Here is a 13,207-nt window from a genome sequence, read left to right as displayed (position 1 = left end):
CGCGATGTCGGGGCTTTTTTATGGGCGTCGAAAAATTACATCTTCAGGCGCATGGACAGGTCCATTGCGCGTACGTCTTTTGTCAGCGTGCCGATCGATATGTAGTCCACGCCGGTTTCTGCGATGGGCCGCAGCGTACTGTCATTGATACCGCCTGAGGCTTCGAGCTTCGCGCGTCCTGCCGTGGTGAGGACAGCCGTACGCATGTCGGCTAGGCTAAGTTCGTCGAGCATGATGATGTCGGCGCCAGCGTCCAACGCTTGGTCCAGTTCCAATAGGTTTTCCACTTCGACTTCGACTGGTTTTTCGGGGGCGATCCTGCGCGCTGCGGTAACGGCTTCGCGGATGCCACCGCACGCGGCGATGTGGTTCTCTTTGATCAGGAAGGCGTCGAATAGGCCTATGCGGTGGTTATGGCAGCCGCCGCACGTCACTGCGTACTTCTGCGCAAGGCGAAGTCCCGGGAGCGTTTTCCGCGTATCCAGCAGGCGCACGGAAGTGCCCTCGACACGGTCGGCGTAGCTTCGGCACTTAGTGGCTACCCCTGAGAGTAGTTGCAGAAAATTCAGCGCGGTGCGTTCTCCGGTTAGCAGTGCACGTGCAGGGCCCTCCAGCTCGAACAGCACGTCGTTCGGCTGTACGCGCTGGCCATCGGTGACGAGCCAACGCACCGATACCTTAGGGTCAATTTTTTGAAAAACAGCATCGACCCAGGCGGCACCTGCCAATATTCCAGATTCACGCGAGATAACTTTTGCTGACGCCATTTTGTTGGCGCATATGAGTTTTGCAGTGATATCACCGCTGCCAATGTCCTCTTGAAGCGCACATGTGACGTTGGTCTCAATTTCTGCAGATAACGCGTCCAGTCTTAGATTCGCCATGAATTTTTCCTACCCTTGAGGCGCCGAAAAACAAGGATGTAGACCCAATTTAAGCGGCTTAATAAAAAAGTTGCTTCTATATGCATTGTTTTCGATTTTGTGATGTCTCTAACAAGCTAACGTAGCGGAAGGAATATGATGGCCCGAAGCCGCCATTTTCTTTCTTTTTATTTATGCGTAGATTCCGTTGACGTCACGATGTTGACGAGTTCGCTCTAATGGATTTAAGCAGCCTTTCGACCTTTGGCAGTAGGTCGAGGAGTATTTGCAATGACCGACGCGAAGATCGTGCACTTGAACAAAGGGACAGAACGTCCCACCAACGCTGTTGCGGGCCGAGTGCCTGCGGCACTGGTGCCTGTGCGCGATAAATCGGCCAATCAGTTGAAGCAGGCATTGCAGACGCTGTTCGATAATGCTGATGACACGCTGTTCGAAATGGCGGATCGAGCCGTCAGCAATGCCGAGCAGAACGCCTTCTTCGAAGCGATGCGTGACCTGCGCTTGAAGCGTAAGAGCATCGAGCGCGATTTTCTTCAGGGCGTATTCGATGCGTTCGCCGCGCTGAATGAGTATCGGGACCCTAGAGCGTCGGCACAAGCGGCGCAGTCATTCGAAAGTCTCTCGCTCGTGCAGAACGACGAGCTTGAAGAGACGGTGGCGGTCGATGCGATGGTCGCCAAGGTGCTCAATCGTGACCAAATTTCCCTGGGGCATTTGACCGTTCGTCTTAATACCCAGGTGACACGCAAGCTCGACGATCAGGCAAATCCGATCGGACCGACCGCGCTCTGCCACCTGTTTCTCAACTGCTGCCGCAATCTTGGCGTCGAGATCAAGGTCAAGCTGATCATCCTGAAGCTGTTCGAAAAGTATGTGCTGTCGGGTCTTGATCAGTTGTATGCCGAAGCCAACCAGGCGTTGGTCGAGGCCGGCGTGCTGCCCGAACTGAAATCATTGCCACCGCGTAAGCAGATTCCACGTGCCAATCGAGGCAATCCGGTAAAGGAGTCGGCGGCTGTTTCAACGGCAGATGTGCTCGATGACGCTGGGCACGACGAAGGTTTGCACGAGGTGTTTGGCGCGCTGCAATCGTTGCTTGCCGACGCCCGCGAACATTCCGGCGCGCGTCGGCAGGTACCGGCTGGCGCTACGCCCATTACTAGCAATGACCTGCTGCGTCTGCTTTCTCATATTCAGCTGCATCTCCCGAGCAGCGCGCAGGCGGATGTGGATATGCGGGGTCAACTTGACCACTTGCTGCAGCGCGCCAGTGCGAAAACGGGCCGAACGCGGGTGGTGGCGGAAACGGACAACGATGTCATCAACCTTGTGTCCATGTTGTTCGAATTCATCCTCGACGACCGGACCCTGCCGGATTCGCTGAAAGCGTTGATCGCTCGATTGCAGATTCCCATCGTAAAAGTAGCGCTGCTGGACAAGACCTTCTTCAGTCGCGGTGGCCATCCCGCGCGCCGGCTGCTCAATGAGATTGCATCCGCCGCGATGGGGTGGAGCGCGCAGGGTGACCTGCAGCGCGACAATCTTTACGTACGGATCGAGCAGGTCGTCCAGCGTCTGCTGCATGACTTCACTGATGATCCTGCGATTTTCAATGAGCTGTTGACCGAATTCCTTTCCTATACGAAAGACGAACGTCGTCGTAGCGATCTGCTCGAGCAGCGCACGCGGGACGCAGAGGAAGGCCGGGCAAAGGCGGAATTGGCGCGGCAACAGGTCGAGCAGGCGCTCAACGAGCGTTTAGTCGGGAAGAACCTCCCAGAGGTGGTCGTTCAGCTGCTGCAGGAAGCGTGGAGCAAGGTCCTGTTGCTCAGCTGCCTTAAGCACGGCTACGGTTCCGAGCAATGGAACGATGCGCTGCGGACCATGGATCAGCTGCTTTGGAGCGTCGAGCCTCACGAAGAGAGTGAGGCGCGGCTGCAACTACTCGAGCTGGTGCCCAGCCTGCTTCGTTCGTTGCGTGAAGGGTTGGCCAGTGCGGCCTTCGATCCCTTCTCGACCAGCGAGTTTTTCAAGCAGCTCGAAGCGCTGCACGTGCAAGCGCTACAACGCCTTAGGCCGAATCGAAATGGTGCTGGAGAGGCAATTGCTGAGCCGGCCCTTGACCTACCGGGGCCTGCCGCGGCTGTGCTTTCGGTCACCCAGGACCCAATGGCGATGGTCCATGTGGTCGAAGAGATCGTGTTGGAGGGAGCTGGTGAGCCTTTGGCGGATGGCCAGACGGATTTCCCTATCGCCGATGACGAAGCGCTACATCAAGTGGACAGCCTACGCGTTGGCAGTTGGGTCGAAATTCAGGAAGACGACGAGCACCGTATTCGCTGCAAGTTGGCGGCCATCATCCGCCCGGCAGGCAAGTATGTGTTCGTAAATCGCACGGGCATGAAAGTGCTGGAAAAAACCCGCACTGGGCTTGCTGTAGAGTTTCGGCGCAATGCCGTTAGAGTTTTGGATGACGCGCTGCTGTTCGATCGTGCTTTGGCTTCGGTCATCGGCAACTTGCGGCGTATGAAAGAAGCCTGATACACGCGCTAGCGCGGCGCCGCTCGTGGCTGGCGGCGTACCTCCTGTTGCTCGGTCCCAAGCTATTTCCGGCGGTATACGGTGGAAGCCCTTCGGGATTCCACCCTACGAAAAACACAGTTCGTGGCTTGTCGTAGGGTGGATAACGGCAGCGCCTTATCCACGCGCTTCGGGTAGTCGGTGCATACGCGTGGATGGCTTCGGCCATCCACTCTACGTCTGAGCGCAGCCTGTTTTCTCGCTATTGTGGGAGCGGGGCGGGCTGCCGCTGGCCATGACTGCGTTTAAGTTACGGGTAAGTCGACCCCGCAATCTATCCAGACCCTCTAGCCAACGATTCAATCGCGCGCCGTGGCCGTAATGGTCTGGTGTTCCGGTATCATGCGACCGCCTTTCAATCGCTTCGCCAGTGATGAGCATTGCTGGTGACATGGTGGGAGCTTGCATGCAACTTGACTCTCGAACCGGCTGGTTCAGTGACGTAGACCGGTGTCCGTCGCCGAACTTCAACGCCCGACCAACTGGCGAAATTTCGTTGCTGGTCATTCATAACATCAGCCTGCCGCCAGGCGAGTTCGGCACGGGCAAGGTTCAGCAGTTCTTTCGCAATCGCCTCGATCCGGACGAGCATCCCTTTTTCCAGGAGATCGCGTCGATGACGGTATCGGCGCATTTCCTCATCGAGCGCGATGGAAAGATCACCCAGTTCGTCTCCTGCCTCGACCGAGCATGGCACGCTGGAGTGTCATGTTTTGAATCGCGCGAGGGGTGCAACGATTTCTCGCTAGGTATCGAGCTCGAAGGAACGGACACGCTGCCCTACACAGATACGCAATACCGGTCGCTGGCTGCTCTCGGGCGGGCTTTACGATCGGCATATCCGGCTATCGAGCTCCAGCGTATCTGCGGCCATAGCGATATTGCGCCAACGCGTAAGACGGACCCTGGCGTTGCCTTCGATTGGCACCGTTTTTTGAATGACTTGGATGCAGAGGACTCGCTTCAATGAATTTTCTGGTATTGCTTTTGGTGGTCGGGATCGAGAAGTTCTCGCCCTGGCGTCGGCGCGTCCAGGCCGATGGTCTTTGGATACGCCAACTGCGGCGGGTGGAAAAACCGCGCAGCGATTCGATACGCGCTTGGTGGATCATCGCGTTGCTTGTGTTGCTACCGGCAATGGTCTTGGGTGTTGTGCTGTCGGCCATCGAGCCAATCGCTTATGGGTTGCTAGCACTGCCGGTTCATCTGCTTGTGGTGCTCTTCAGTCTTGGTCGTGGCGGCGTTCAAGCGGGGCTCGGTCCGTTCCGGGATGCGTGTCGTCGGGGAGACACCGAAGGTGCGTATCTCGTCGCGCGGCGGGATCTCGGAATAGACGAGGCAACACCAGAGGCGTTGGCGGCACGCGTTCAGCAGCGCTTCGTCTGGCAGGCATTCGAAGGTTTTTTTGCGATCGTGTTTTGGTACGCGCTGCTGGGGCCGGTGCTGGCGTTGGTCTATCGCCTGGTTGCCCTCATCGTCGAGCATAGCGCCATGCCAGGTCTGCGTGAGCGGGCGGCTTTACTGCAACATGCATTGGACTGGCTGCCGGCGCGGGCCTTGGCGGTGACGTTTGGGTTAGTTGGGGATTTCGTCGCGCTCAACCAGGCCTTACTGAACCGATTGCTGGACTGGGATATCAGTGCTGCCCGCTTGGTGACCGACGCTGGACGCTCGGCGGCAGAACTATCGGTGCCGACGCTCGACGAGGACGGCAATGTGAGCCTGGACGCACTGTGGCAATTGCTCGTGCGTTCAGCGGTGCTCTGGTATGTCGTGTTGGCGTTGTGGGTGGTGTTTGTTTGATGGGTGTGAGGCCGGGGGGAGCCCAGTAGGGTGGATGGCCGAAGCCATCCACGCGTATACAGCGGCAGCACGCTTGGATAAGGCGTTGCCGTTATCCACCCTACGGCCATCCGCATCAGTCGCCTATTCAGGCCTGTTCAATTCACTTTCCCAACCGAACAACGCTTCCGTATTTCGCGTCGCAGCGTCGGCCAGCTCTTCGGCTGGAACACCCTTTAACTCTGCCAATGTATGGCAGATATCCGGGAGAAACACTGGACTGTTGCGTTCGCCTGCGTGGGAGGCGGGCGTGATGTCCGGCGCATCGGTTTCCAGCACGATGCCATCGAGCGGCAATTGCTTGAGAACGCGGTGCATCCGCTTGGCTTGCGGCCACGTCCCCGCGCCGCCCAGTCCGATCTTGAAGCCAAGCCGCAAGTATTCGCATGCTTCTTCGTAGCTGCCGCTGAATGCGTGAGCAATGCCTCCACGTGGCGGACGGTAACGCTTGAGAATCGCGGTGACGTCGGCATGTGCCCGACGTACGTGCAGCAATAGCGGAAGATCGAACTCGATGGCCAGTTCGATTTGCGCTTCGAACAGCGTTTTCTGTGCATCCTTGTCTGGGCGCTCGACGTAGTAATCCAGGCCAACTTCCCCGATTGCGCAGAGCTTGGGGTGCCCCTGTAGCCGTTCCAACCATTGCCGAAGACGCTGTAGATGCTCCGGTGTGTGCATGTGCATGAACACCGGGTGCAGGCCGAGCGTCGCGAACAGCGATGGTTGAGCGGTGGCGAGCGACCAGAGGCGTTCCCAGTGATCGTGATAGACACCGATCACCACCTGGCGCTCGACGCCCCGCGCGATCGCCGAGTCGATGACCTGCTGGCGGTCGCTGTCGAAGGGCGGAAAGTCGAGGTGGTTGTGGGTATCGATCAATTGCATCCAAACGGCCTATTGCCTAAGTTTGAGACGTCGGGGGATCGCCTCTATGCCGACCGTGTGTGTACCTTCTTCGATCGCGGCGACAATGGTTTCGAGCGCGCGCTCGGCGATCCGTTCATGCTGCTGATAGATCGCGTTGACCCGGAGTGGCAGGAAGTCCAGCAATTGTGTATCGCCGAAGGTCGCCAAATGGACGTGGCCACCGTCCAGCCGATCGTGCTCGCGCAGCACATCCAGCACGCCCTCCAGCAATACGTACGCGGTCGTGATAATCGCGTCGGGCCATGCGCTATCGAAGGCGCGCATTTGTTGAGCGCCGCATTCCCGGCTGAACTGTGCGGCTTCGCGTATCGTTACCTCTCCCGCGAACGCTTCGAGCGCCTCTTTGAAACCCGCAGTTCGGGCCTGGCTGATAGGAAGCTCCGGGCGCGCGCCGATCAGCGCGATGTGACGTGGCGATGGCGAAAGCAATGTTTGTGTCAGCTGGGCGGCGGCCTCGTGGTCATCACTGACAATGGAACAGACACGCTTGGCGTCCATGGCCCGGTCGACGGCCACGACGGGTATACCGTCCTCGATGACCTTGAGGTAGCTCGTGTCACCCTGCGGCAGACAGGTGGCGACGATCAAACCATCGCAGCGGCGCGCACGAAAGAGCGCGAGTACCTGAAGCTCGGTCTCCGGGTCGTCGTCGGAGGATGCGATCAGTAACTGGTAGCCGCGCCCGCGGGCAAGACGTTCCAGGCATTTCGCAATCTTGGCGTAGCTAGGGTTTTCCAAGTCCGGAATGATGAGGCCCAGCGTCCGCGTGCTGCCACGGCGCAGGCCTGCGGCATGCTGGTCAGGGCGGTAGCCATGCGTCTTCACGACACTCATCACGCGCTCTACCGTCAACGGGCTGATGCGCTTTTCCTGCGCCTTGCCGTTGATGACATAACTGGCCGTGGTGACGGAGACGCCTGCGAGACGGGCGATATCGGTGAGCTTCACTGCATTCGTTCCTTTTTATTCCAGTGATTGTTGACGTTTCGTTGCTGCTGCGAGCGAAGCGTCAACAGACCCTATCTTCAAGGATCAATGATTTTCGCGTAACGTGGCAACTCGAATGAAACGATTCAGCATAAAGCGAGTCTGTTTCATCCGCGCCGGATTCTTCATTGCATCCTCTGCGCGTGTATCGACAAAGGGCACAGGGATCGAACGTTGCCTGCATCTTTTGCGGCTCAGCTGTCAGAAAAACAAACGTGCACGCATTTGCGATCAATGACGAGCGTGCCAAACGTGGAATCGAAAATGGGATCCGACATGCTTGAGTTGAACACCCACCAGATCCAGATGAATCAGCGGGTCGCCGACAAGACCGAGGCCCTTGCTCAGCTGGCCGATGCGCTCGAAAACGGTGGCCTGGTAGCGTCCGGCTACCTTGAGGGCCTGACGGCCCGCGAAGCGCAGGGATCGACCTTCCTGGGGCAGGGCATTGCCATCCCTCATGGCACGCCTGCAACCCGGGACAAAGTCCGCAGCACCGGGGTGCGTCTCATGCATTTCCCTGAAGGCGTGGATTGGGGGAACGGCCAGATCGTCCATCTGGCGATCGCCATCGCGGCTAAATCCGATGAGCACTTGCGTTTGTTGCAACTGCTGACCCGCGCTCTGGGCGAAGGTGACATCACCGACGCATTGCGCACCGCGACGACAGCCGAACAGATCGTCGATTTGCTGCAAGGCGCACCGCAAGCGTTGGCCTTGGACAGCCAGCTCATCGGCCTGCACCTGCCGGTTGAAGACTTCGATGAGTTGGTCTGGCAGGCCGGTCGGCTACTGAAGAAAGCAGGCTGCGCCGGCAGTGGCTTTGCCTCCAGTCTTAGTCGCGCGCAGGCACTGCCGCTGGGCAACGGACTATGGTGGCTCAACAGTGAAGAGTCTGTGGAGCAGCCGGGCCTTGCCTTCGTTACGCCCGATTCACCGGTGGAGTACCGCGAACAATCCGTGGTTGGCCTGTTCTGCCTCGCCAGCGTAGGCGAAGCCCATCGGCAGTTGCTCGAGCGTTTGTGCGACCTGCTGATCGAAGGCCGCGGCGATGTACTCAGTCAGGCCACCTCCAGCCGAGTCGTCCTCGAGGCGTTGGGTGGCGAAGTTGCCCCCGACTGGCCGCATATCCGAGTCACCGTGGCGAACGATCATGGGCTTCATGCGCGTCCTGCCAAAGCGCTGACCGAAGTCGCGCAGTCGTTCGACGGCGACGTTCGCGTTCGTCTTGCCGGGGACGAAGGTCGGGGGGTGTCTGCGAAAAGCTTGAGCAAACTGCTGGCATTGGGCGTACGGCGCGGACAAGAACTGGAATTTCTGGCCGACCCGGCAATTGCCGACGATGCCTTGCCGGCGCTTTCCGCTGCGGTGGTGGCAGGGTTAGGCGAAGACGTTAGGCCGTTACCTGCGCCAGGCGATGCGGTTCTGGCGACCCAGGAGGAAATCGCCGAATGCGAACCGGCGGTCGCGGCGTTGGCTCGTGGTGCGCGCATCCAGGCGGTCGTGGCCTCGCCCGGTATCGCGATCGGCCCGGCGTTGGTGCGTAAACCGCTGCAACTCGATTTTCCGGAGAAGGCGCAGGACGCGGCCCATGAGCGCGCGCGACTCGACAAGGCGCTCGCTGAGGTACATGACGATATTACCCGGCTGATCGCGAACAGCTCGGAAAAAAGCATTCGCGAGATATTCGTGACGCACCAGGCGATGCTCGGTGACCCCGCACTGCGTGAGGATGTCGATGCGCGTTTGCGCGAGGGGCTGAGCGCCGAGGCGGCCTGGACCTCGGAAGTGGAAGCGGCGGCCCAGCAGCAAGAGGCTTTGCGTGACGCGCTACTGGCAGAACGCGCCGCGGACTTGCGGGACGTTGGCCGCCGGGTGCTGGCCAACCTCTGTGGTGTCGAAAGCGCCGCAGAGCCGAATGAGCCTTACATCCTTGTCATGGATGAAGTCGTGCCGTCGGACGTGGCGAGTCTGGATCGTGACCGCGTAGCCGGCATTCTTACTGCACGTGGCGGCGCTACCGCACACAGCGCCATCATCGCGCGAGCCTTGGGCATCCCCGCGTTGGTGGGTGCAGGCAGCGCAGTGTTGGGGCTGGAGCCAATGACGCCATTGCTGCTGGACGCTGACCACGGCCTGTTGGAAGTTGCGCCCGATACCGAGGTATTGCGCCGCGCGCAGGAAGCGCGTGCCGCTGGACTGCGGCGTCGTGAACAAGCCGAAGCATTGCGCATGGAGCCTGCGGTGACCGTGGATGGCCATGCCGTGGAGGTGGTGGCGAACGTGGGCTCCAGTGGCGATGCTGAGAAAGCCATGGCGTTGGGGGCTGAGGGAATTGGCCTGCTACGCACCGAGCTGGTCTTCATGGATCATCCCGAAGCGCCCGATCAAGCGGCGCAGGAGGCAGAGTATCGGCGCGTCCTGGATGCTCTGGATGGCCGTCCGCTGGTCGTGCGCACGCTCGACGTTGGTGGCGACAAGCCGTTGCCGTATTGGCCGATGCCAGCGGAGCAGAACCCGTTTCTCGGCGTGCGCGGTATTCGGCTGTGCCTGCAGCGCATGGACATTCTGGAAACGCAGCTGCGCGCGCTGCTCGCCTCGGCGGAAGGGCGACCGTTGCGCATCATGTTCCCCATGGTGGGCACCGTGACGGAATGGCGTACGGCGCGCGATCTGGCGCTGCGGCTGCGCCAAGAAATCCCGGTGGCCGACTTGCAGCTGGGCATCATGGTCGAAGTGCCCTCGGCAGCGCTGCTGGCGCCGGTATTGGCCAAGGAAGTCGATTTCTTCAGCATCGGTACGAACGACCTGACTCAATACACGATGGCGATCGACCGTGATCATCCGACACTGTCGGCCCAAGCGGATGGCTTGCATCCGGCGGTTCTACGGTTGATCGACATGACCGTGCGCGCCGCACATGCCGAAGGCAAGTGGGTCGGCATATGCGGCGAACTTGGCAGCGATGCCGCGGCGGTACCGATCCTCGTCGGCCTTGGCGTCGACGAGCTCAGCGTGTCGGCGCCGGCGATTCCGTTGGTCAAGGCCCGTGTACGAGAACTGTCGAACGCCCAATTGCAAGCGCTTGCGGCGCAGGCATTGACGCTGGAAAGCGCATTGGCGGTACGCGCGTTGGTCGAGGAGCATTGCTAATGGCGCGCATTCTCACACTGACACTCAACCCAGCGCTGGACCTCACCGTACAGTTGGAAACGCTGCAACCCGGTGCGGTCAATCGCAGCACCGGGTTCGCCACGCATGCCGCCGGCAAGGGATTGAACGTGGCGCAGGTCCTAGCAGACCTTGACCATCGGATCACCGTCAGCGGCTTTCTTGGCGAATCGAACCCTGCGCTGTTCGAGGCGCTGTTCTCTCGTCGCGGCTTCGTCGATGCCTTCATCCGCGTGCCGGGCGAGACGCGCAGCAACATCAAGCTGGCCGAGCGTTCGGGGCGGGTGACGGATCTCAACGGTTCAGGCCCCGAAGTGGGCCCGGCTCATCGAGACGCATTGGCGCAGCGGCTGGATGAGATCGTCAGCGGCCACGACGCAGTGGTCGTGGCCGGTAGTCTGCCTCGTGGGGTCGACCCCGAATGGTTCTGCAGCTTCTTGCGCATCGTCAAACGACACGATGTGCCGCTGGTGCTCGATACCAGTGGGGAAGCGTTGCGCTTGGGCCTTAAGGCGAAGCCCTGGTTGATCAAGCCCAACGAGCACGAGTTGGCCGAGATTCTGAGGTTGCCCGATAGTGCGCGGGCGACCGTCGAGAAGGCTGCCCGCACGCTGCAAGGCGACCAATCCACGCACGTACTGCTGTCGATGGGAAGCGACGGCGTCAGCTGGTTCGGACCGGATATCTCGCTCCATGCGCAGCCGCCGAAGGTCGATGTGCGGAGCACGGTAGGGGCGGGCGACTCGCTGCTGGCGGGCCTGCTGCACGGGCTCTTGAGCGACGCTGCTCCGGAAGAAACGCTTCGCCATGCGACGGCGATTGCCGCGCAAGCCGTGACGCAGGTGGGATTTGGAATACACGATCGTGAGCAGCTGACGCGCCTGGATGCGGCGGTGCAGCTGACGCGGCTACAGGAAGAAGAATAAGAGGCTTCCACATGAATGTGCTCATCATTACCGCCTGCCCGAATGGACAGGTCACCAGCGTGCTCTGCTCGCGGCTATTGCAGGCGGCAGCCGAAAAATTGGGCTGGTCCACTCGGGTAGAGGTACAGGATCCACAGGCCATCGGCTCACCGTTGAGCGAAGCGGATATTGCGGCGGCCGAATTGGTGGTCGTCGTTCGGACCGGCGATCTGGACCTCTCTCGTTTTGCTGGCAAGCCGCTCGTGCAGGCGACACCCGCGGAGTCGCTCGACAATCCACAGCGATTCCTGACGGAAGCGGCCGCGCGTGCACAGCGTTACGAAGCGAATACGGCGAACGCGACCCAAGCATCGTCGACGCCTCGATTAGTCGCCATAACCGCGTGCCCCACAGGCGTCGCCCATACCTTCATGGCGGCCGAAGCCTTGCAAACGGCGGCGACCAAGCTGGGTTACGTGTTGCAGGTCGAAACCCGCGGATCGGTTGGCGCGCGCAACGTGCTCGACGCCGCCGCGATTGCTGCTGCGGATGCCGTGCTGTTGGCAGCGGACATCGAGGTCGATACCTCGCGTTTCGCCGGCAAGAAGGTGTATCGCTGCGGCACCGGTATCGCACTCAAGCAACCCGCCGACACGTTGAAAAAAGCCTTGGCGGAAGCGACTCCGCTGCTCGGCGGTGCGGTGGCCAGCGAGAGCGGGGAGGGGGCGAAACAGGAGAAGGCGGGCGTCTACAAACACTTGCTGACAGGCGTCTCCTACATGTTGCCGATGGTCGTGGCTGGTGGCTTGTTGATCGCGCTTTCGTTCGTCTGGGGGATCAATGCGTTCGAGGAGCCCGGTACGCCCGCTGCGGTGCTCAAGCAGATCGGTGATGCGGCGTTCGCACTGATGGTGCCGATCCTTGCGGGCTATATCGCTTACTCCATCGCGGACCGACCTGGATTGGCACCCGGCTTGATCGGCGGCATGCTGGCGAGCACCTTGGGGACCGGGTTCATCGGCGGGATTATTGCCGGTTTTCTCGCGGGCTATACGGCCTTGCTGCTGGTGCGTTATGTGCGTTTGCCCGCGAGCGTCGAGGCGCTTAAGCCCATCCTCATCATTCCGCTCTTTGCGAGCCTCATTACCGGCTTGGGCATGATCTTGGTCGTCGGCACGCCGGTGGCCGGGTTGTTGAGTGCGTTGACGCAATACCTGGAAGGCATGGGCAGCACCAACGCCATTTTCCTGGGCCTGTTGCTGGGCGGGATGATGTGCGTCGATCTGGGCGGGCCGATCAACAAGGCCGCGTATGCGTTTTCGGTCGGCTTGCTGGCGTCGCAAAGCTATGCGCCCATGGCTGCGACAATGGCTGCCGGCATGGTGCCGCCGATTGGCATGGCCATCGCCACCTTCATCGCGCGGCGCAAATTCGCGCAGAGCGAGCGCGAGGCCGGCAAAGCAGCCGGTGTCCTGGGGTTGTGCTTCATATCCGAAGGCGCAATTCCCTTTGCCGCGAAAGACCCTCTGCGCGTCATCCCGGCCAGCCTGGCAGGTGGCGCGCTCACGGGCGCGTTGTCTATGTACTTTGGCTGTCGCCTGATGGCGCCCCATGGCGGACTGTTCGTGATGCTGATCCCCAATGCCATCAACCATGCCTTGTTGTACCTGCTGGCGATTGCAGCGGGTAGCGTGCTGACCGGCGTGGTGTATGCGGTGATCAAGCGGGAAGAGAAGGTGGAAATGGCAGCGCTTGACGGTGTCCAGGGATAGCGCAGCGCTGTTGTAGATACCGTCTTCCCCCTCTACCGAGCAAGTGCCAGTTTTGCATCGAAGGGGACGCCGGATTTGAGTACGCCATAGGCGATGTTTAGCAGCTTGCGCATCGCGGCACATACGATCTGCTTGC

The 13,207-nt window shown here is 60.4% G+C and carries 9 protein-coding genes and 1 pseudogene; 6 read left to right on the top strand and 4 right to left on the bottom strand.

What is annotated here, in order from left to right:
- Nucleotides 1-35 precede the first annotated feature (35 nt).
- The gene (nadC, locus tag IEY47_RS11700) at nucleotides 36-884 is read right to left on the bottom strand and encodes a carboxylating nicotinate-nucleotide diphosphorylase (protein ID WP_188983431.1); all 849 of its coding nucleotides are present in this window, start codon (nucleotides 882-884) and stop codon (nucleotides 36-38) included.
- A 270-nt stretch (nucleotides 885-1,154) separates the two neighbouring features.
- On the opposite strand from nadC, the gene IEY47_RS11695 reads away from it, so the two are divergent.
- The 3 genes from IEY47_RS11695 to ampE all read left to right on the top strand — a co-directional run bounded on the left by IEY47_RS11695 (nucleotide 1,155) and on the right by ampE (nucleotide 5,270).
- Nucleotides 1,155-3,428 carry a DUF1631 domain-containing protein gene (locus IEY47_RS11695; protein WP_188983430.1) on the top strand — a complete coding sequence of 758 codons (2,274 nt, stop codon included), beginning with the start codon at nucleotides 1,155-1,157 and terminating at the stop codon, nucleotides 3,426-3,428.
- Nucleotides 3,429-3,873: 445 nt separating this feature from the next.
- Nucleotides 3,874-4,437: a 1,6-anhydro-N-acetylmuramyl-L-alanine amidase AmpD gene (gene ampD / locus IEY47_RS11690; protein WP_188983429.1), complete on the top strand. Its 564-nt coding sequence runs from the start codon at nucleotides 3,874-3,876 to the stop codon at nucleotides 4,435-4,437.
- Nucleotides 4,434-5,270: a regulatory signaling modulator protein AmpE gene (gene ampE / locus IEY47_RS11685; RefSeq protein ID WP_188983428.1), complete on the top strand. Its 837-nt coding sequence runs from the start codon at nucleotides 4,434-4,436 to the stop codon at nucleotides 5,268-5,270. Before ampD ends, ampE begins: the two co-directional genes overlap by 4 nt.
- Nucleotides 5,271-5,393: 123 nt before the next feature.
- On the opposite strand, the gene IEY47_RS11680 is transcribed toward ampE, so the two are convergent.
- A complete protein-coding gene (locus tag IEY47_RS11680) occupies nucleotides 5,394-6,194 on the bottom strand; it encodes a TatD family hydrolase (RefSeq protein WP_188983427.1) in 801 nt (266 codons plus the stop codon).
- 9 nt (nucleotides 6,195-6,203) lie between these two features.
- Nucleotides 6,204-7,184, bottom strand: coding sequence for a catabolite repressor/activator (cra, locus tag IEY47_RS11675; protein ID WP_188983426.1), 981 nt, complete (start codon nucleotides 7,182-7,184; stop codon nucleotides 6,204-6,206).
- Between the two features lie 315 nt (nucleotides 7,185-7,499).
- Here cra and ptsP point away from each other — a divergent pair, with 315 nt between their 5' ends.
- Genes ptsP through IEY47_RS11660 form a run of 3 tightly spaced genes read left to right on the top strand, consistent with a single transcriptional unit; the run spans nucleotide 7,500 to nucleotide 13,071 of the window.
- Nucleotides 7,500-10,376 carry a phosphoenolpyruvate--protein phosphotransferase gene (gene ptsP / locus IEY47_RS11670; protein WP_188983425.1) on the top strand — a complete coding sequence of 959 codons (2,877 nt, stop codon included), beginning with the start codon at nucleotides 7,500-7,502 and terminating at the stop codon, nucleotides 10,374-10,376.
- Nucleotides 10,376-11,320: a 1-phosphofructokinase gene (gene pfkB / locus IEY47_RS11665; RefSeq protein ID WP_188983424.1), complete on the top strand. Its 945-nt coding sequence runs from the start codon at nucleotides 10,376-10,378 to the stop codon at nucleotides 11,318-11,320. Before ptsP ends, pfkB begins: the two co-directional genes overlap by 1 nt.
- Before the next feature lie 11 nt (nucleotides 11,321-11,331).
- Entirely contained in the window at nucleotides 11,332-13,071 is a 1,740-nt protein-coding gene (locus tag IEY47_RS11660) for a fructose-specific PTS transporter subunit EIIC (RefSeq protein ID WP_188983423.1), read from the top strand.
- 32 nt (nucleotides 13,072-13,103) lie between these two features.
- On the opposite strand, the pseudogene IEY47_RS11655 reads toward IEY47_RS11660, so the two are convergent.
- Nucleotides 13,104-13,207: pseudogene (locus tag IEY47_RS11655) on the bottom strand (IS110 family transposase); the annotation flags it as partial.

Origin of the sequence: Pseudomonas matsuisoli (genome assembly GCF_014647635.1) — a bacterium.
Taxonomy (GTDB): Bacteria; Pseudomonadota; Gammaproteobacteria; order Pseudomonadales; family Pseudomonadaceae; genus Pseudomonas_P; species Pseudomonas_P matsuisoli.
The sequence above is the reverse complement of the archived record's forward strand: the minus strand, read 5'-3'. Positions and strand labels throughout refer to the sequence as shown.